We start from the raw sequence: 18,912 nt of genomic DNA, 5'->3' as shown, positions 1-18,912 counted from the left end.
TCTCCCCGCTACCTCACGATAGTCAGGCTTGGGAGTCGCTTTGGGGTTCACCGGTAGCGGGTGTCCACAGAGGACTTTCACCTCAGATGTACGACATGCCCGTCGTACATATAAAAAAGGAAACTGGCACACACGCCAAATTTCCTTTTTTTATTTATTCATAAAGAATGAAGTCAAGCAAATTAACACATAGCCTATAATTTATCAAGAGCAAGTTGCAAATCTTCAATCAAATCATCGACGTTTTCAAGTCCGATGGATAGGCGAATTTGATTTGGTGTGACACCAGCAGCAAGCAAATCTTCTGGAGCTAACTGAGCGTGCGTGGTTGTAGCTGGATGAACTACTAGTGATTTCGCATCGGCAACGTTTGCTAGATTAGAAAAGATTTCCAAGCTATCAATAACCTTTCTGGCTTCTTCTGCTCCGCCTTTTACTTGGAAAGAGAAAATAGATCCAACACCTTTAGGCAGGTATTTATCTGCCAAAGCCTTATAAGGACTATCTGGAAGTGATGGATAATTGACCGACTCAACATTAGGGTGATTGAGCAAGAAATCAACAATCTTTTCAGCATTTGACACATGACGCTCTACACGGAGAGACAAGGTTTCTAACCCTTGCAAAAGCAAGAAGGCGTTGAATGGAGAAAGGGCTGCACCTGTATCGCGAAGTAATTGTACACGAACTGCTACAATAAAAGCTGCTGCACCAATATCACGAGTGTAACTAATATTGTGATAACTTGGATCTTCTTCAACAAATTGCGGAAACTTACCAGATGCCGCCCAGTCAAACTTGCCACTATCGACAATCACACCGCCAATGGTCGTACCATGCCCACCGATAAACTTGGTTGCAGAATGGACTACAATATCAACACCATGAGAAAATACATTAATCAAATATGGAGTTGCGAAGGTATTATCTGAAACAAGCGGAATGTGGTGGTTGTGTGCAATTTCTGCCAATTTTTCAAGATCAGGAATATTGATAACAGGATTTCCCAAGGTTTCAATAAATACCAGTTTTGTATTATCTTGAATGGCAGCTTCTACAGCTTCAAAGTCATCAATATCGACAAAGCTTGTTGTAATACCATAGCGAGGAAGGGTTTCTTTGAATAGGTTAAAGGTCCCACCATAGAGCGTCGTTGCCGCCACAATATGATCCCCAGCGTGTGCCAATGCCAAAACAGTATAGGTAATCGCTGCCATACCAGAAGCTGTTGCGAGCGCCCCAATACCACCTTCTAAGGCAGCAATACGATTCTCAAAAGTAGCAACCGTTGGATTGGTAATACGAGTGTAGATATTACCAGGTTTACGTAAAGCAAACAAATCTTCCGCTTCTTGGGCATCTTCAAATACATAGGAAGTTGTCTGATAAATAGGTACCGCACGCGATTTTGAAGCAGCATCAACCTCCTGTCCAGCATGAAGTTGAAGGGTTTCAAATGAAAATTCTCTAGCCATAAAGATACTCCTTTGGTCTTTTACAGTATTCTACCTCATTTTTACCATCTTGACTAATATTTAAATGCTAAGGAACCTTATAGTCAACAACTATAACTATGTATGAGATAATTCTACCAATAGAATCCCTACTCATATTATTTGAATAAAATAAGAATAACAGATACAATGATATTATGAATACATTATTAGAATATATTGGGCCAATAATCCTTCTTATCTTGATAATTTCTTATAGTTTTTATCGGCGGTTCCATCCCGATACTAAGGATACCAAGCAGCCACCAAGGTGTCCAAAATGTAAGTCTATCAAGCTTCAAACGTATACTCCAAGTCGAAAACAATATTCTCGTAAAGCTGGAATGGTCGGTCATGCAATCAACGGTGTTGAAGGAGCAATGTTTGCAATGCTCTATGAAGCCGATAGAACATATTATCGCTGCCAATACTGTGGTCACCGTTTTTCCAGAAAAGAAAACCGTTTTATCTCTAACATCGAATAACCCCACCTAATTTTTATTAGTTAACTTCTATCTTAAAACGCATTGCTTAGATTCCTTTACTTGGAATTCTAACCAATGCGTTTTTATATTTATCTACTATTCTCATCCTTATGGAATCTATCCTTACAAGTATGTCGACTAGCTAACCAACTTAAAAATTCCTGTCCAATTCAAGAAAGCCTTTCTGCGCATCCGTTCAATCTCAGTTCGAAAGAGGCCTGCTATTGTTGCACGATTTAAAACGACACTATTTTCACGAGTAGAATTCATCACTTTAGTAACAAGCCTTTCCACTTCTTCTCCTTCTCTAGTTCCCATATCCCACAATTCTTGAAGTACTGTTTTATTATACATCTTTTCATACTCTGCCATACCCTGTAGCACCCAATATCTGTGGTCACTTTCGACTTCTAACCACTGCCATACAATTTCAGCATCTGCCACATCTGGTTTTTCATACTGACAGGATTGACAGAGTACCATTTGATTCTCAAAACTAGTCATGTCTGTTTTCCACTTATGCGATACGATTTGGTAAGCAGACACAGCATGAGGAGTTTTACATCTCCAACATAGACCGTTGTGAACTTCGGTATCATCAAAAATCCCTCGCTCAACCAAGGTGTCCATCCAGTAGTCTTCAATCTTTGATAAATCCATTTTAGTATTTTGCATAGATAACATCTTTAACATCTTCATTCTCCCTTAAATCCTTATTTATTTTCCAATAGTTGTAACCGAATCATATTCGCTTGTAGCATTGCCAGCTCGACAATACAAGGATACTGACTTAAATCTAAATTCTCCAACAAACGGTAAGATAAAAATAACTTCGGCTGTAAACGTGTCAAAGGTTTTGACCAAATAACTTGTTCATCTTGAAGTTGTTTGATAGCCAGAAAATATAGGTGATTGGCCATGAGATAGGCTTTGCCATTTAACAAATAGGCATAATCCTGCATCAAATCCCGACAAAATGATGCAATCCACACAGCAGCTGTCTTTTCAACATCGAATTGGTAAGTACGTAATAAGTTAGCTGTGAACACACTACCTTTTCCAAAATCCTCAGACCACCTGCCTTCAAAATCTTCCATATTTAACGGAGAGGTCAACCCGAAATGGCTAGCATATGTTTCCCATTCCTTATAAATATCATTCCAAGAAATAACTGTCTTCATAATCGACCCTGCCTCCGTTTTTCATTTATGTGAGATAATTTTAACACCAATTTTCTATTTTGTCAAACATGTTAAACAATATTTGCAAACAGAAATATAAAATGGTATAATTGGTTAAACAAATAAGGAGACAACCATGATACTAGGCGAAATATTAAAGGAATACCGAAGTAAACATTCATTATCAATGGATAAATTTGCGGAGCTATCTGGTTTAACAAAGGGATATATTTCCATGTTAGAAAAGAACCAACATCCCAAAACAAAAAAAGCTCTTTTGCCGACAATGGATACTCTTGAAAAAGTAGCAAAAGGAATGTCCATATCTGTTGGGGAATTGATCGAACAGTTAGACACCAATCAAGACATTGCTTTGACAATAACTCCTGGACAGTTCAAGCTTTTTCAGCAATCTATCCATCCTCAGGTCCAGCTCTTGGATAAAGAGTTACAAGAACCATTTCACAGTCAATGGCTAGCCTATGGTCAAGAACAGTTACTGGCTATGCGGAAAACTAGTCAGACAAATGTTTTACAAATGGATGATTACCGTGATCGGGTTGAGTTAGCCGTTCCAGGTAAAGTCTCTGCTGGTACTGGTTATTGGCAGGATACTGATTTGAATAACCTAGTATCATTCTTCGGTGATGACATTCCCGACAGCCACACATATGATACAATCGCTCAAGTAGTTGGTGATTCCATGGCTCCACAAATTCAAGATGGAGATTATTTATTTATTCGATTAACCCCACATATTCCATTAAATGCCATTGGGATTTTCTCCGTAAATGGGGAAAATTTTGTTAAAAAATTCAAAGGAGATTACCTACAATCACTCAATCCAGACTATGATGATATATATTTTAATGCAGATGACGATATCCGCCCAATTGGTCAAGTGGTTGCAATTTATGAGTAAAAAAAGGAGGCTTACTCGCCTCCCTTTTCTTTTAACGGAAAAGTCTCTCATCTGATGACTGTTGATAATTGATACTCTTTTCAAAACCAAAATGAACCGGTGTCAACTTTTAATCTTGATAGAGTTGATTTAAGATGTAAATTTATTATTTAGCTACCCCTTATGTCGATTGATTGTCCTCTACTATTTTATTTAAAGTGTGGAGATTGCTTATTATTATTGAAAATCACTAGAGGTTTTGATTTTACTATTTCTCAACCTGTCTGCTGAAAAATGAATCGTTATAGTATGAAAATATTAGCCTTCATTTAGATTGAACTGGGTAGCTGGGCTAATGTCAGGTACAAATGCTACGCATTATAAAACACTACATTCCAAATTACATTTGGAAAACCGACGAAAGACTTTTCCCCTACTAGAATCTAAAACTTTTTGCAAAAGATTCAGAATCCTAGTAGTATATACAAACTTACTGAACGCAAATAGACTCCTTTCGATTCTACTAGATGGCGTTCAACATCTTAACTAACTATTTCCTTTTTTCAATTAGATTATACCACTATTGTAAAACGCTTTCAAATAATTATGTGCTCCAAATTCAATTTTTTTAACTTTCTTTTGCTTTTACAAAAGATTCCCACATTTTCTGCTGCGGTTTTGCAAATGGATAGGTTGGAAAATCTTCGACAGAGACCCATTTCAATTCTTTTGAATCTGGAAGTGTGCTTGAATCAGTTATACCTTCTATCAATTCGATTTGCCATTTGCGGTGACTAAAAATGTGCTGTACGGTATCAAATTCTTGCTCTTGCCAATCAACAGTCAGACCATAAAGTTCCGTAAAGCTCTGCCGAATATCTGGCTGAACAACTTCTTCTGCAACTTCAAAGAGAGAGACTTGTTTGCCAACGACTACTCCTTTTTCCAAAAGCGGAAAGGACCAAAAACCTGATAGAAGACCTGCTTCATTATTTTTTTCTAATAAAAATTGATTTTCTTTATTTCTAATGAGAAATCCTTGGTAGGCCACGGGAATCGGCTTTTTCTTTGGTGCTTTGATTGGATACTTATCCATTGTACCATTTAAGTAGGCTGCGCTAAAGGCTTTGACTGGGCTGTCCTGGGGACGTGGATTAACTGGCGATTCAATATCCGAACCCAGATCCATCAGGGCTTGGTTGAAATCACCCGGTCGCTCTGGATCAATCAATAGCTCCATCATCGCTTGGAAAATCTTGCGATTGGCAGGCAAACCAATATCATAATCAACCTCAAATAAACGGCTGAGAACCCGCATCACATTGCCATCTACCGCTGGTTCTGGCAAATCAAAAGCAATACTGGAAATTGCTCCGGCAGTATAAGGACCAATGCCCTTTAGGCTTGAAATGGCTGCATGCGTGGTAGGAAATTGCCCATCAAAATCTTCTACCATTTGCTGAGCCGCCTTTTGCATATTCCGCACGCGCGAATAATAGCCCAATCCTTCCCAGAGTTTGAGAATGACCTCCTCTGGCGCTTGTGCTAAATCACTAATCGTAGGCAAGTGATGGAGAAAACGTTCATAATAAGGAATGACAGTGTCAACTCGTGTCTGTTGAAGCATGATTTCCGACACCCATATAGCATAGGGATCCTTAGTCCGTCTCCAAGGCAAATCACGTTTATTGGCATCATACCAATCTAAGAGTGCCTTGCGAAACGCTTGAATCTTTTCCTCCGGCCACATTTCGATTCCATATTCTTTCAAATTTAACATACATCTAGTATAACACAAAGAAAGAGAGCCAGCTTTTGCCAACTCTCTTATCTTGTTAATAATAAAAATCAAATTAGCTCCACCTTTGGAGGTTGGAAATAGGGCGAACGAAGTTTTTTTCTCTCAATCTAGCCAAGACTGTTTATTTTTGATGTTCGTTGAGTATTATTCTACTTTACCTGTTACAAACATGGTAAAGCTTGCTGAAGCAAGTAGCTGTTTATCTTGATTTTCTATCTTCACTTCAACGACCTTTGTTCTACTTCCATCATGTGTGCAAGAACCAGTGACGGATAAGGTATCACCAAGTTTTGCCGCCTTCATATAATGGATATTGGACTGTAGGGTGACAGAATAAGAACCCCCTGCCACTGTTGTCAAGCCTGCTACTGAATCTGCTAAAGTAAAGAGAAAGCCTCCATGTGCCATACCATATGGATTGAGAGACTTTTCCGTCACCTTTGTAGTCAGTAGCACCTCTTTCTCATTGAGCATTGTAGCTTGATAGTCGTCTAAAACTGTAATCGGTTGTAAGTCTAATTTATCTAACACGTTCATCCTCCTCTGTCTGCTGACTTGTTTGCATTTGATAATAAACGCCTTGTTCAGCCATCAACTCTTCATGATTCCCTTGTTCAACAATTTTTCCATCCACCATGACCAAAATCAAGTCAGCTGATTGAATGGTTGATAGGCGATGAGCAATAATAAAACTGGTCCGTCCTTCCATCAATTTGGCAAATGCTTCCTGTACTAAAATTTCTGTCCGTGTATCAATAGAGGAAGTCGCCTCATCTAAAATCAGGATTTTAGGTATCTTGACAAAGACACGCGCAATAGACAAGAGCTGACGTTGCCCTTGGGATAAGCCTTCTCCTCCATCTGCCAAAACTGTATCGTAGCCCTGCGGAAGCTGACGAATAAAGAAGTCTGCATTAGCTGCCTTAGTCGCCTCAATGACCAATTCCCGCGTGGCATTTGGATAGCCATAGGCAATATTATCATGAATGGTACCAGATTTGATCCAGGTTTCCTGTAAAACCATCCCTATCTGTCTGCGAAGATCCTCACGACTGTACTGGCTAATCGGAACACCATCTAAGACAATCTGACCAGCCGTTACATCGTAGAAGCGCATAAGCAGGTTAATCATGGTTGATTTACCAGCACCAGTAGGTCCAACAATGGCTACCTTTTGTCCTGCTTTGACATCAATGTCCAGATGTTCTATCAGAGAACGGTCAGCACTATATGAGAAAGACACATTGTCAAAGGAAATAGCTCCCTTCAACTCCTCTGAATCGATTTTCCGCTCAGCCTGATCGTCAATGCTATCTAAAGCCAAGATAGCAAACAACCTGTCTGCACAAGCTAAGGCGCTCTGCAATTCCGATAGGACCGAGGAAATATCATTAAATGGCTTGCTGTACTGACTAGCATAATTGAGGAAGGTTGTCAGTGAACCCACTGTAAACTGCCCTGCCATAATTCTCAGCGCTCCAAGTCCTGCAAGTAAGGCATAAATAATAGCATTGATAAACCGCGTGCTTGGATTGACCGTTGAAGAGGCAAAGATAGCCTGTTGGGAATAGGTCGCATACTGGTCATTCACAACTTGAAAACCTTGCGTAAACTGCTCTTGAGCATTGAAAGATTGAACCAGTGTCAATTGACTGATGGACTCTTCCAAAAGTTGAGATTGCCTCCCACGTGCCTGTGTTTGTTTTCTATAATAACCATAGGATTTCTTAGCGATATAGCGTGCAACAAGCAGAGACACGGGAGTCAGGGCAACAACAACCAACATCATCGTCAAGTCAAGCCTAGCCATAGTGAAAATGGTTAGGAAAATGGTCAAGATACCTATGAAAAATTGATTGAAAACCATTAAGAGTCCGTTGGTTAATTGCTCACTATCACTTGAAAAACGAGCTACTAAATCACCAACTGAATGACGATCCAGATAAGACAAGGGCATGTGGTGCAGCTTAACATAAACCTGTTCACGCAAGTCGGACACCATTCCATAAACCAAGCGATTGGTTACTAGTGGGAGATACCATTGCACCAGCGTATTAAGCAAGATAACCATCACCATTTTGCCAATTATCCCTAGCAAGACCTGACCATCCGCTATCAATACTGCATCGACTGCCTGACCAATCAAGATAGGCAGATAAACTGTCAGAAGCACCTGCACCAAAGTTCCCACCAACATCAAGGACATTCGAAGGGGCTGATGTAAAACCAATCTGACCAGTTCCTTAAAACTAGATTGTTTCATGGCTGTCCTCCTCCCTATGTTGTGATTGATCGATTTCTTGGTAAATGGCAGAGCTTCTCAGCAAGTCTTCATGACGACCAAGTCCCACTTGACGGCCTTGATCCAAGACTAAAATCTGATCAGCTGTTCGTAAACTATTGGTTCTCTGAGATACCATTATTAAGGTTTGCTCAGGAAATGCACGACGAATCGCGGCCAATAACCGACTCTCTGTCAGATAATCCAAAGCAGAGGTCGCGTCATCTAAAACCAATATCGGTGCTTTCTGTAAAATAGCGCGTGCAATGGTCAAACGTTGACGCTGTCCGCCAGAAAAGTTCTTCCCAAAGGCTTCGACAGGACTATCCAAGCCACCTTTGTCCTCAATGAAGGACTTAGCCTGTGCGATTTCTAGCGCTGCCCATAACTCACTGTCCAATACACTTTCTAAGCCTAATGACAGGTTAGAACGCACAGTCCCAGCAAAAAGCTGAGCCTGTTGCGGAACGATAGCTAATTGCTGCCGCCACTCTTTCAAATTCCTAGGACTTTTCCCATCAATAAAGAAAGAGAGTTGGCTGGTCGGAATGGAATAAAGTGCCTGTAAAAGGTCTACTAATAAGGTTGATTTCCCTGAACCAGTCCCACCAATGAGACCCATAAACTGTCCCTTACCTAATTCAAAATCAATATCAATTAGTGATTCCTCAGCAGATTTTGGATAAGAAAAGGAAAGATGGTTCACAGAAAAAATCAATTCCTTGTCTCCACTATAAACTACTGGCAAATTGGCATCCACATCTTCAGATTTCTGCTCAAAAACCTCTTGAATACGCTGGGCTGAAATATAGGTCTGATTAAGAGTTGTCACAACCATAATCATTTTCACCAATTCAACTAAAATTTGAAGAAGATAATTGATTAGAGCAACCAGCATTCCTTGCTCCAAACGATTATCGGAAATAGCACTATTGCCTTGCCAGATGAGAAGAATCAAGGTCACATTAACTACAAAAAACGTCAAAGGCGATAAGAGACTGGACCAAAAACCAGCCTGTAGCTGTTGTTTCTTATATCCTTGATTGATCCCTTGAAATGTCTTGATTTCCCGCTCTCTCTGCCCAAAAGCCCGAATCACTCTCCAGCCAGTCACCGTTTCTCGAACCTGTCCTACCAAATCATCTAATTCCTTTCGAATAGATTGATAAATACGACTGGTCAGGACTGAAATCCCTGTTACGATGACCAATAAAAGTAGAATCATTCCTAGAAAATAGATTGATAGACTTGGACTAATATAAAAAGCCATGATCAGTGAACCAAATACGACAATCGGAGCCCGTAGGAATAAACGTAAAAAAGTATTAATACCTGTTTGAACCTGCAACGTATCACTCGTCAATCTGTTTAATAAACTGGCAGATGAAAGTATGTCTCGACTTGATTTTGGAAGAGAAAGGACTTTCTGATACAAATCATTCGTTAATGCTTTTGTCACTCCAACTGCTGCTTTGGCTGAGAAATATTGTGCTGTAATCGAGACAATAATTCCAATACAAGCGAGTCCAACTAGTAATAAAAGCATGGCAACCAGGTCTCCCCGGTTGCCATTTGGAATAATTGTATCTACGATATAGGCGATTATCAACGGAACAAGAAGTTCGAAGCTAGCTTCCAATAGCTTGAAAACTGGACCCAAAATCGATTCATTCTTATAAGGTTTGAAATATTGAAAAAATAACTTCATTTTAAATTATTATGAGATAGATTGGGCTGCAGTAATAATACCTAACTTATAGACATCTTCTGAACTACATCCACGGGAAAGGTCATTAACAGGCTTATTCAAACCTTGTAAAACAGGACCTACTGCTTCATAACCACCAAGACGCTCTACAACTTTATAGGTAATATTACCAGCTTCAATTGCAGGGAAAATGAAGACATTGGCCTGACCTGCAACCGGACTTCCAGGTGCCTTCAACCGAGCCGTATCTGGAACAAGGGCAGCATCCATCTGCAACTCACCATCAATCAACAAATCTGGTCTGAGCTCTTGTGCGATCCGAGTAGCCTCAACAACCTTATCAACACGAGGACCTGATCCAGAACCTTTTGTAGAATATGAAATCATCGCTACTTTTGGATCAATACCGAAGGTCTTGGCAGTTTCTGCTGATTGAATCGCAATCTCTGCTAGGGTTTCAGCATCCGGTTCAATATTAATAGCACAGTCGCCAAATACAAACTTATGTTGGTCCTTAACCATCAAGAAAACACCAGAAGTCCGTTTCACACCAGGTTTTGTTTTAATAATTTGAAGCGCTGGACGGACAGTATCTGCTGTGGAATGGATAGCACCAGATACCATCCCCTCAGCCAATCCAAGTTGCACCAACATAACCCCAAAGTAATTTACATCACGTAAAATTTCATCAGCTTGAGACTCATCTACTTTACCTTTACGAAGGGTAATAAATTCTTGTCTCATTGTATCAAAATTTGCATAGTTATTTGGATCAATCACGGTAATACCAGGGTTTGAGAAACCAAAATCAGTCAACAAAGTATGAACATCTTCTGGTACACCAAGAATAATTGGTTCAACCAACCCTTCAAATTTTAGACGAGCTGCTGCACGAACAACACGCTCATCAGTCCCTTCAGGGAAAACAATTCGCAATCGTTTACCTACGATTTTTTGTTTCATTTCACCAAATAAATTCCGAATTTCCATCTATATGTCTCCTTAAATTTTATTAACTTTTTAACTGATTGATAACAGCCTGAAAATCCTCCGGAAGCACTGCTTCCAAATCAACCCTTTCGGCTGAAAAAGGGTTAGTAAATACAAGATTGTGGCAATGAAGAGCCTGACGCTCAATACCACAATCTAAACTCCCACCATATAAATCATCACCAAGTAGTGGAAATCCAATATGGGAAAAATGGACACGTATCTGATGAGTGCGCCCTGTATGTAGTTGTATGTCCACAAGATGAATATTGCCCCAGGACTGGACAAGCTTATAAGAAGTATGAGCATACTTCCCATTCTGTGTTACACAGCGGGTAATAATACTATCCTCTGGTCGACCAATAGGGGCAATAATGTCCCCTTCTTGCTCTAACTCCCCATCCCCTCGAACCAAAGCGAAATATCTCTTACTAATTTGCTTCGACTGTAATTGTTTATCTAACCGGGCATGGGCATAGCCATGCTTAGCAAACAACATGAGCCCAGATGTATCTCGATCCAATCGCGTTACAATGTGAACCTGTTTGTTTTCATATTCTTGTTCGACTAAATATCCTTTAACGAAATTAGCAATTGTAGAAGAATGCAGAATCGAAGGAATTGATGCATAACCAACAGGCTTGTTGATGGCTAAAAAATGCTCATCCTCATAGACAATATCTAAAGGAAAAGAAATCGGTTTCAAACTTCCAGTGACATCTTCTTCTGGAGGTATGTTTATTGTAACGCTATCTCCAATTTCAAGCAAGTAAGTAGCATTCTGTTCACTACCATTAACCAAAATGCTACCACCAGTATATTTAATTTTTGCCAAAAGTCCTTTAGAAACACCCTGGGCCTTTAAAAAAGTTTTCACCTTTGTGTGCTGATCAGCAACAAAATCAAATCGCATTACTCCACCTCTCCAATAAAGGCATCCTTAACACGATTCCAAAAACTAGTGTGGCTAGGTGTCGCAACAAAATGGATTTTGCTATTGTCAATCTGATACTCAATGCAATCAATATTATCGTAGACAATCGTTTTATTATCCACCGCTATGGAGTAGCGATCACTATGTTTTGGTTCTATGACTATTTTGTCTTTTTTCGGCACAACGATGGAAGACCCAAGTGTCCTGTAAACACGATTGTTTAAACTAGCCACTTCAGCAATTTGCAAGGCCTCAATTGTAGGGTGCAATACTGCTCCACCAAGTGACTTATTGTAGGCTGTTGAACCAGTTGGTGTTGAAACTGAAATACCATCGCCACGAAAACGTTCAAATGGAACATTATTGATAATAATATCTGCTACCATCGTTTTAGACAAGCGCTTGATTGTCGCCTCGTTGAGAGCTTTCATTTCAACGATTCTTCCATCCGTCATTTTCACTTTTACATTTAAAATCGGATAAGAAACACGCGCTCCCGTATCTAATTTTAAATTTTCAACAAGATTTTCAACCTCGAAGTCCCGATAATCCGTATAAAATCCTAAATGCCCAGTATGAATACCGACAAAACGCACCCGATCTATCAACTTCTCATATTTATGAAAGGCCGATAAAAGCATACCATCACCACCGATTGAAATAACAATATCTGGATTTTTAGGTGTTAATATAAAATTTTCTTCTTTCAATCGTGTCCAGAGTTCTCTAGACACAGCCTCACTTTTCGGATTGCGACTGGCAAGCAATGCGACTTTTTTTCTACCTGTATTCTTCATCTGTATCATCGCTATTTCCAACGCCATCATTCAATTTTCTATATCCAGGATCAAATAGAGCCTGAGCTTCTTGAATGTCGTCGCGGATTTTTCGCATCTCCTCATCTAATTGATATGCTATCTTTGCTGTAACTTCTAATCGTTTTTTAATTTCTTCAGGAAAATTTCCTTTATATTTATAATTAAGCGAGTGTTCGATTGTTGCCCAAAAATTCATTGAAAGAGTACGGATTTGAATCTCCGCTAAAACCGTTTCGTTCCCATTAATAGTATCTACTGGATAAGCAATTACGACATGATAAGAACGATAACCGGAGGCCTTCATATTGTTGATATAATCGCGTTCATGAATAATTTGCATATCCTTACGCTTGCGTAGAATGGAAAGCACTTCTTCAATGTCATCAACAAATTGAACCATGATTCGAACACCTGCAATATCCTGCATATCTTGAGCCAAATGCTCAAGCTTAATGTGTCTAAGCGCCATTTTCTCTTGAATAGACTCAATTGGCTTAACTCGCCCAGTAACAAATTCAATTGGAGAATGACGATTGGCTTTGCGGTATTGTTTCCGAATCCCCCTTAATTTAATCTTTAATTCACCCACTGTCTGAATGTAGGGATCTAAAAATTCTTCCCAATTAAATTCCATAAAGCCCCCTTTCTTGTAAAAACTACTAATTTGTATTAAAATAACACAAAGACGAATCTATTATAACATATGAAAGGGTTTTCTGTATGAAAAACCATCTCGAAATTGAGTATAAAACCTTATTAACAAAATCAGAATACAATCGACTCCTCTCTGAATTTTCTGATGTTACCCCCATCTATCAAACAAACTACTACATCGATACTCCAAATCTTGACATGAAAAACAATCGCTTTTCCCTTCGCATTCGTACGTTTGAGGACAATGCAGAATTAACATTGAAAATTCCTCAAGAAATCGGGAATCAAGAATACAATCAATTATTAGACATTCAAACTGCACAGGGCTATATTGACCATTTTGAACTTCCATCCGGTCCAATAGCTGATATTATTACTAAAACTACAGTACCAATAAATCAACTAGCAGTCTGGGGACATTTGAAGACCAAGCGATTAGAAAAAGAAACCTCAATTGGATTGATGGCCCTTGACGAAAATGACTATTTGGGGCAAACGGATTACGAACTAGAAGTTGAAGTATCAGACGCTGAAGAAGGAAAAATACTATTTGATGAATTCCTAAAGAAAAAATCCATCCAATTCAAATACGCTAGTAGCAAAGTTGCTCGAACTGCAGCTCAAAAAAAATCAGCTCAATAAAGCTGATTTTTTTACTTTACTACTGAAAAAAATAGGATTTTTTGATAAAATAGAGTTATCTGTTGTTAAATTACTTTTATGATTTTTCATAAAAAAGCATTAAATAAGGAGTTTCTCACAATGGTTCAACCAACTGGTGATCATAACATTAAACTATTCTCGCTAAACAGTAACCGCGATATCGCTGAAAAAATAGCAGCCGCTGCTGGACTGCCTCTAGGAAAACTTTCTTCTCGCCAATTCTCAGATGGAGAAATTCAAATAAACATTGAAGAGAGCGTTCGTGGCGTTGACGTTTATATTATTCAATCAACTAGTTATCCTGTCAATAACCACCTCTGGGAATTGCTTATCATGATTGATGCATGTAAACGTGCGAGTGCAAACTCAGTAACTGCTGTCATTCCATATTTCGGCTATGCTCGTCAAGACCGCACTGCTGCACCACGTGAACCAATTACAGCGAAACTAGTTGCAAATATGCTTGTTAAAGCAGGAATCGATCGTGTATTGACCCTTGATTTACACGCTTCTCAAATTCAAGGTTTCTTTGATATTCCGGTAGATAACCTCTTGACCGAACCATTGTTCGCATCATACTACATGCAAAAAGGACTCTGCGGTGAGGATGTCGTCATTGTCAGTCCAAAAAATTCCGGTATCAAACGTGCTCGTAATATTGCAGAATTTTTGAATGCTCCGATTGCAATTATTGATTATGCTCAAGACGATTCTGACCGTGCAGAAGGCTATATCATCGGTGACGTAGCTGGCAAAAAAGCAATCTTGGTCGATGACATTTTAAATACTGGTCGTACATTCTCACAAGCCTCAAAAATTGTTGAAGAAGGCGGAGCTACTGAGATTTACGCCGTTGCCAGCCATGGTCTTTTCGCTGGAACTGCTGCGCAATTGTTGGATGAAACGTCTATAAAAGAAATTTTAGTGACTGACTCAGTTGCAAGTAAAGAACAACATCCAAAAAATATCGCTTTCCTAACTGCAAGTGACTTAATCGCTGATGCTATTCACCGCATTCAAGAGCATCGTCCACTCAGCCCTCTCTTTAAATTTACAAATCCAGAAAAAGAAAACTAGGAGTATACTCTTTGATATATTTAGATAATGCTGCTACTACTGCTCTGTCTCAGGCAGCCATATCAAGCATGTTTGAAGTTGCTCAACATCACTATGGAAATCCTTCCAGCATCCACGGATTTGGCCGTGAAGCTACTAAAGTACTCAGAAAAGCACGAGAAGACGTTGCTAGTGTATTTTCTGTCAACCCTGACACTATCATTTTCACTTCTGGTGGATCTGAAGCAGATAATCTTGCTATTCAAGGTTACGCATTAGCAAATATGCATCGTGGAAAACACCTTATTACCACAGCCATTGAACACCATGCTGTGTTGCATACCATGGAATACTTAGAGCAACGATTCGGTTTTGAAATTACATGTATAAAGCCAGAAAATCAAGAAATCACTGCTCAACAGATCAAAGAAGCCCTACGACCTGATACAATTCTTGTTAGTGTCATGTATGCCAATAACGAGACTGGGCAACTGCTACCTATTAGGGAGATCGGTTCTCTCTTGTCTCAGCATCAAGCTGTATTCCATGTCGATGCTGTTCAAGTAGTTGGGAAAATTCCAATCAAACCACAAGAACTTGGTATTGATTTTCTGTCCGCTTCTGCCCATAAATTCCATGGACCGAAAGGGATTGGTTTTCTCTACTCTTCAATCCACCAATTCGATTCACTGATTCACGGTGGGAAACAAGAAAATCAACACAGAGCAGGAACAGAAAATCTCCCTGCAATTGCAGGGATGGCTGCAGCGCTCGTCCATCAATCAACACAAATGATTCAAAATATTGAGTATATCCATGATCTGAAATCCTATACACTCAAAAAATTAAGTGAATTTGATTTTTATGTCAATCAAGCTGGTGCTCACTTACCACATGTACTGAATATTGGTTTTCCAGGACGACTCAACGAACAACTGCTAATGCGATTAGACTTGGCAGGAATCGCTATTTCCACTGGATCTGCTTGCACAGCAGGTGTCGTTGAAAATAGTCATGTACTTGAGGCAATGTATGGAAGTGACTCTCCTCGATTAAAAGAATCCGTACGTATTAGCTTTTCAGAATTGAATACCAAAAAAGAAATAGATATCTTACTATCAGCTTTAAAAATAATTATCGGAGGTTAGCATGGCATTCCAACAAACCGTAGCATTGAAAGATTGCGATTATATTTACCATATTAGTCCAACTGTAAAAAAATATACATTACGAGACAATACCTTTGAGGTAACAAAGGCTGGTCACTACCAACTCACTCGCTTATTAGAAGAGGTCCCAAATTCAAATCAAGGATTTCTACTAAAAATCATCATTAATCAAGATCTAAAAGGTTTTAAAATTAATATCACGGATCAATCTGGTCTCCACTTGGTGAATATTTTTAAACAAGACACTAATAAAGTCATTCAAGAAAAATTCTACTTCCTGATGGATAGTTTGGTAGATCGTGATATCTTCACTAAAGAAGGAAAATTATGATTACTATATCTTATAAAGATGCTTTTCAAATTGAGAGACATCAAGAATTTGACAATCTGGAAGCAGCAAGACTCGCATTTGCAGGTTGTCTCACTTTACCTGATTATTACCCAGTAACTCAAATTCTTAGAGATGGAATTCCATTGGATTTTCAAGGAAGAATTGGGGACCTCTATCAGTATCTACAATCCTTAGATTAGACAGCGGAACTGTTTAATCTTTTTCAATTCAATCTGTTGATTTTTTCACAAACTTACAATAGAATAGTATATAATAAATTAAATGATATACTCAACGATATATACCAATATGGTAACAAAAAAAAACTATCAAGGAGAAAATTGTGAAAAACGATAAAAATACTGAAATTCCACGCGCCACAGCTAAACGACTATCCATTTACTACCGCGTATTTAAACGATTCTATGCGGAGAAAATCGAAAAAGCAAGCTCAAAAGAAATTGCAGAAGCAATCGGAATTGACTCTGCTACTGTCCGCCGAGATTTCTCATATTTTGGAGAACTAGGCCGTCGTGGATTTGGTTATAATGTCAAGGACTTAATGGACTTTTTTGCCGATATTTTAAACGATAACTCGATTACCAATGTTATGTTAATCGGGGTTGGGAATATGGGTCGTGCCCTTCTTCACTACAAGTTTCACGAACGAAATAAAATGAAAATCATCATGGCTTTTGAAGCTGATGATAATCCTGCAGTCGGGACTATAGATGAAAATGTTCCTATCCATGCGATTTCAGAGTTAAAAGATCGCATCAAGGAAGCTAATTCACAAACTGCCATCTTAACGGTTCCAAGCGTTAAAGCTCAAGAAGTTGCTGATGTGTTGGTTGAAGCTGGCGTTAAAGGTATACTTAGCTTTTCACCAGTCAACTTGACCGTTCCTAAAGATGTTGTTGTCCAATATGTAGACTTGACAAGTGAACTACAGACACTACTTTATTTCATGCGCAAAGGATAGAAAATGAGTCAACCAATCATTGGAATTTCCGGAAATCATCATAAAACAGGGGATCATACAGAACCCCTGCTTTCTTATACTCAAACTTGCTTAGTGAATGCTATCGAAGATGCTGGTGGCATCCCACTAATTTTACCAGTCACTCGTCCAGAACTTGCTGTGCAGTATATGAAACTGGTTGATAAATTAGTATTGACTGGTGGACAAAATGTTGAGCCTATTCAATATCAGGAAAAATTACTCATTGATAGTAGCAATTATTTTCCTGAGCGAGATCGATTTGAACTAGCACTGATAGAAGCTGCTCACCATCAAGAAAAACCTATATTTGGCATTTGTAGAGGCCTCCAGATCTATAACGTCGCCCAAGGTGGCAATCTCCATCAAGAGATTTCAGGGCATTGGCAGGAAAATACCGGCAATCAACCAAGCCAAGACCTCTATTTCCCAATTGAAAGCCAATTATCACAGATCTATGCTCAGGAGCCCACTGTTAACTCATTCCATCGCCAAGCAATCAATAAATTAGCTCCCTCTTTGGAAATTATCGCCCTATCCCCAGATAAACAAACCATTGAAGCGGTACAGTCTACAAGAGACTCTCATACCTTTCTGGGTGTTCAATGGCATCCTGAATTACTCTACAGCGAACGAGAGACAGAAAATAGGCTATTTGATTACATCGTCAATCACCTTTAAAACAGCTCACTTTCTTCTCTAAAGGAATAATAATTTTTATTCCCCACAATTAAATGATCTAATAAGACCAGTCCTAGCACCTCGCAGGACTGTTTTAAATTTTCTGTAAAAAGTAGGTCATTCTTACTAGGGTGAACCGATCCCGAAGGGTGATTATGGACAATAATCACTGATGTGGCCATGCATTTGATAGCATGATGTAGGATTTCTCGCGGTTCTGCAATACTACGATTCACACTTCCAATAAATATTGTCTCCTGTTTGATGATTTGATTTTGTGTATTGAGATAGAGCGCAACCAAGTGCTCTTGTTTTTTATCTCCAATTTCTTGGATCATCTTGCGACCCAATTTTTCACTACCTAGTACTTGTTCATTTAGCTGCAAGTGGGATTGATTGATCCGTTTTCCGAGCTCAATCATGGCTTTAATCTCTATTGCTTTTACACGACCAATACCCGTTAAAGTCTGCAATTCTTCGATAGATAAATCTCTTAAACTTGCTAAATTCTCCAATTGATTCAATAATTTATTGGATAAAATAGTGACAGGTTCGTTTTTGGTACCTGTTCGTATAAAAATAGCTAATAACTCTTGATTACTTAGGCGTTCTGGCCCAACTTCAACTAAACGCTCACGTGGTAAAAGTGATTCTTCTTTAAAATCAATGTGATACATAATTTCCTCCTCACACATATATTCGGAAATTAGAAAAAAAGTTGAACACTACATATATTTTTATATAGCGTTCAACTTTTTATTACTTT

General features: G+C 39.0%; 21 protein-coding genes. 9 read left to right on the top strand and 12 right to left on the bottom strand.

The features are described 5' to 3' along the window. Positions 1-194: 194 nt before the first annotated feature. Entirely contained in the window at positions 195-1,475 is a 1,281-nt protein-coding gene (locus K6V48_RS06400) for an O-acetylhomoserine aminocarboxypropyltransferase/cysteine synthase family protein (protein WP_105126970.1), read from the bottom strand. A gap of 176 nt (positions 1,476-1,651) precedes the next feature. Between K6V48_RS06400 and K6V48_RS06395 the strand changes: the two genes are divergently transcribed. Continuing rightward, positions 1,652-1,978 (top strand): hypothetical protein, encoded by a 327-nt coding sequence (locus tag K6V48_RS06395; protein ID WP_105126971.1) that lies wholly within the window; start codon positions 1,652-1,654, stop codon positions 1,976-1,978. A gap of 138 nt (positions 1,979-2,116) precedes the next feature. On the opposite strand, the gene K6V48_RS06390 is transcribed toward K6V48_RS06395, so the two are convergent. Both K6V48_RS06390 and K6V48_RS06385 read right to left on the bottom strand, forming a co-directional pair. After that, positions 2,117-2,671, bottom strand: a complete 555-nt coding sequence (locus K6V48_RS06390; protein ID WP_238596893.1) for a hypothetical protein — start codon at positions 2,669-2,671, stop codon at positions 2,117-2,119. Positions 2,672-2,691: 20 nt separating this feature from the next. Continuing rightward, on the bottom strand, positions 2,692-3,159 hold the full coding sequence (locus K6V48_RS06385) for a hypothetical protein (RefSeq protein WP_105126972.1): 468 nt from the start codon (positions 3,157-3,159) through the stop codon (positions 2,692-2,694). A 136-nt stretch (positions 3,160-3,295) separates the two neighbouring features. Here K6V48_RS06385 and K6V48_RS06380 point away from each other — a divergent pair, with 136 nt between their 5' ends. Then, entirely contained in the window at positions 3,296-4,081 is a 786-nt protein-coding gene (locus tag K6V48_RS06380) for a helix-turn-helix domain-containing protein (protein ID WP_105126973.1), read from the top strand. A gap of 607 nt (positions 4,082-4,688) precedes the next feature. Here K6V48_RS06380 and mutY read toward each other — a convergent pair. The 8 genes from mutY to yjbM all read right to left on the bottom strand — a co-directional run bounded on the left by mutY (position 4,689) and on the right by yjbM (position 13,226). Continuing rightward, the gene (gene mutY / locus K6V48_RS06375; protein ID WP_222368595.1) at positions 4,689-5,840 is read right to left on the bottom strand and encodes an A/G-specific adenine glycosylase; all 1,152 of its coding nucleotides are present in this window, start codon (positions 5,838-5,840) and stop codon (positions 4,689-4,691) included. Positions 5,841-6,005: 165 nt separating this feature from the next. After that, positions 6,006-6,398: a PaaI family thioesterase gene (locus K6V48_RS06370; RefSeq protein ID WP_061512256.1), complete on the bottom strand. Its 393-nt coding sequence runs from the start codon at positions 6,396-6,398 to the stop codon at positions 6,006-6,008. Then, positions 6,382-8,124, bottom strand: coding sequence for an ABC transporter ATP-binding protein (locus tag K6V48_RS06365; protein WP_222368593.1), 1,743 nt, complete (start codon positions 8,122-8,124; stop codon positions 6,382-6,384). The genes K6V48_RS06370 and K6V48_RS06365 overlap by 17 nt, the downstream gene beginning before the upstream one ends. Next, positions 8,111-9,850 (bottom strand): ABC transporter ATP-binding protein, encoded by a 1,740-nt coding sequence (locus tag K6V48_RS06360; RefSeq protein WP_222368591.1) that lies wholly within the window; start codon positions 9,848-9,850, stop codon positions 8,111-8,113. Before K6V48_RS06360 ends, K6V48_RS06365 begins: the two co-directional genes overlap by 14 nt. Before the next feature lie 9 nt (positions 9,851-9,859). Then, entirely contained in the window at positions 9,860-10,840 is a 981-nt protein-coding gene (gene pta / locus K6V48_RS06355) for a phosphate acetyltransferase (protein ID WP_105126977.1), read from the bottom strand. A 22-nt stretch (positions 10,841-10,862) separates the two neighbouring features. Next, a complete protein-coding gene (locus tag K6V48_RS06350; RefSeq protein WP_105126978.1) occupies positions 10,863-11,753 on the bottom strand; it encodes an RluA family pseudouridine synthase in 891 nt (296 codons plus the stop codon). Then, a complete protein-coding gene (locus K6V48_RS06345) occupies positions 11,753-12,571 on the bottom strand; it encodes an NAD kinase (protein WP_024397504.1) in 819 nt (272 codons plus the stop codon). The genes K6V48_RS06350 and K6V48_RS06345 overlap by 1 nt, the downstream gene beginning before the upstream one ends. Further along, complete coding sequence (gene yjbM, locus K6V48_RS06340; RefSeq protein WP_024397503.1) at positions 12,555-13,226, bottom strand: GTP diphosphokinase; 672 nt, start codon at positions 13,224-13,226, stop codon at positions 12,555-12,557. The genes K6V48_RS06345 and yjbM overlap by 17 nt, the downstream gene beginning before the upstream one ends. A gap of 86 nt (positions 13,227-13,312) precedes the next feature. Between yjbM and K6V48_RS06335 the strand changes: the two genes are divergently transcribed. The 7 genes from K6V48_RS06335 to K6V48_RS06305 all read left to right on the top strand — a co-directional run bounded on the left by K6V48_RS06335 (position 13,313) and on the right by K6V48_RS06305 (position 18,146). Then, a complete protein-coding gene (locus K6V48_RS06335) occupies positions 13,313-13,888 on the top strand; it encodes a CYTH domain-containing protein (protein ID WP_105126979.1) in 576 nt (191 codons plus the stop codon). Between the two features lie 120 nt (positions 13,889-14,008). Then, positions 14,009-14,986 (top strand): ribose-phosphate diphosphokinase, encoded by a 978-nt coding sequence (locus tag K6V48_RS06330; RefSeq protein ID WP_105126980.1) that lies wholly within the window; start codon positions 14,009-14,011, stop codon positions 14,984-14,986. Between the two features lie 11 nt (positions 14,987-14,997). Continuing rightward, entirely contained in the window at positions 14,998-16,113 is a 1,116-nt protein-coding gene (locus K6V48_RS06325; RefSeq protein ID WP_222368589.1) for a cysteine desulfurase family protein, read from the top strand. A 1-nt stretch (position 16,114) separates the two neighbouring features. Beyond that, positions 16,115-16,465, top strand: coding sequence for a DUF1831 domain-containing protein (locus K6V48_RS06320; RefSeq protein ID WP_105126982.1), 351 nt, complete (start codon positions 16,115-16,117; stop codon positions 16,463-16,465). Further along, positions 16,462-16,665, top strand: a complete 204-nt coding sequence (locus tag K6V48_RS06315; protein WP_172071038.1) for a DUF4649 family protein — start codon at positions 16,462-16,464, stop codon at positions 16,663-16,665. Before K6V48_RS06320 ends, K6V48_RS06315 begins: the two co-directional genes overlap by 4 nt. Before the next feature lie 143 nt (positions 16,666-16,808). Further along, positions 16,809-17,447, top strand: coding sequence for a redox-sensing transcriptional repressor Rex (locus tag K6V48_RS06310; RefSeq protein ID WP_024403852.1), 639 nt, complete (start codon positions 16,809-16,811; stop codon positions 17,445-17,447). Positions 17,448-17,450: 3 nt separating this feature from the next. Continuing rightward, complete coding sequence (locus tag K6V48_RS06305; protein WP_222368587.1) at positions 17,451-18,146, top strand: gamma-glutamyl-gamma-aminobutyrate hydrolase family protein; 696 nt, start codon at positions 17,451-17,453, stop codon at positions 18,144-18,146. On the opposite strand, the gene radC is transcribed toward K6V48_RS06305, so the two are convergent. Then, complete coding sequence (gene radC / locus K6V48_RS06300) at positions 18,143-18,823, bottom strand: RadC family protein (RefSeq protein WP_105126985.1); 681 nt, start codon at positions 18,821-18,823, stop codon at positions 18,143-18,145. The genes K6V48_RS06305 and radC overlap by 4 nt on opposite strands. Positions 18,824-18,912: the final 89 nt, after the last annotated feature.

The organism is Streptococcus suis, from assembly GCF_019794555.1.
Classification (GTDB): Bacteria; Bacillota; Bacilli; order Lactobacillales; family Streptococcaceae; genus Streptococcus; species Streptococcus suis_AB.
The sequence above is the reverse complement of the archived record's forward strand: the minus strand, read 5'-3'. Positions and strand labels throughout refer to the sequence as shown.

Excerpts from the sequence above, each read along its gene's own strand:
- K6V48_RS06400 (WP_105126970.1), bottom strand. The coding sequence starts at position 1,475 with ATGGCTAGAGAATTTTCATTTGAAACCCTTCAACTTCATGCTGGACAG.
- K6V48_RS06395 (WP_105126971.1), top strand. The coding sequence starts at position 1,652 with ATGAATACATTATTAGAATATATTGGGCCAATAATCCTTCTTATCTTG.
- K6V48_RS06390 (WP_238596893.1), bottom strand. The coding sequence starts at position 2,671 with ATGTTAAAGATGTTATCTATGCAAAATACTAAAATGGATTTATCAAAG.
- K6V48_RS06385 (WP_105126972.1), bottom strand. The coding sequence starts at position 3,159 with ATGAAGACAGTTATTTCTTGGAATGATATTTATAAGGAATGGGAAACA.
- K6V48_RS06380 (WP_105126973.1), top strand. The coding sequence starts at position 3,296 with ATGATACTAGGCGAAATATTAAAGGAATACCGAAGTAAACATTCATTA.
- mutY (WP_222368595.1), bottom strand. The coding sequence starts at position 5,840 with ATGTTAAATTTGAAAGAATATGGAATCGAAATGTGGCCGGAGGAAAAG.
- K6V48_RS06370 (WP_061512256.1), bottom strand. The coding sequence starts at position 6,398 with ATGAACGTGTTAGATAAATTAGACTTACAACCGATTACAGTTTTAGAC.
- K6V48_RS06365 (WP_222368593.1), bottom strand. The coding sequence starts at position 8,124 with ATGAAACAATCTAGTTTTAAGGAACTGGTCAGATTGGTTTTACATCAG.
- K6V48_RS06360 (WP_222368591.1), bottom strand. The coding sequence starts at position 9,850 with ATGAAGTTATTTTTTCAATATTTCAAACCTTATAAGAATGAATCGATT.
- pta (WP_105126977.1), bottom strand. The coding sequence starts at position 10,840 with ATGGAAATTCGGAATTTATTTGGTGAAATGAAACAAAAAATCGTAGGT.
- K6V48_RS06350 (WP_105126978.1), bottom strand. The coding sequence starts at position 11,753 with ATGCGATTTGATTTTGTTGCTGATCAGCACACAAAGGTGAAAACTTTT.
- K6V48_RS06345 (WP_024397504.1), bottom strand. The coding sequence starts at position 12,571 with ATGAAGAATACAGGTAGAAAAAAAGTCGCATTGCTTGCCAGTCGCAAT.
- yjbM (WP_024397503.1), bottom strand. The coding sequence starts at position 13,226 with ATGGAATTTAATTGGGAAGAATTTTTAGATCCCTACATTCAGACAGTG.
- K6V48_RS06335 (WP_105126979.1), top strand. The coding sequence starts at position 13,313 with ATGAAAAACCATCTCGAAATTGAGTATAAAACCTTATTAACAAAATCA.
- K6V48_RS06330 (WP_105126980.1), top strand. The coding sequence starts at position 14,009 with ATGGTTCAACCAACTGGTGATCATAACATTAAACTATTCTCGCTAAAC.
- K6V48_RS06320 (WP_105126982.1), top strand. The coding sequence starts at position 16,115 with ATGGCATTCCAACAAACCGTAGCATTGAAAGATTGCGATTATATTTAC.
- K6V48_RS06315 (WP_172071038.1), top strand. The coding sequence starts at position 16,462 with ATGATTACTATATCTTATAAAGATGCTTTTCAAATTGAGAGACATCAA.
- K6V48_RS06305 (WP_222368587.1), top strand. The coding sequence starts at position 17,451 with ATGAGTCAACCAATCATTGGAATTTCCGGAAATCATCATAAAACAGGG.
- radC (WP_105126985.1), bottom strand. The coding sequence starts at position 18,823 with ATGTATCACATTGATTTTAAAGAAGAATCACTTTTACCACGTGAGCGT.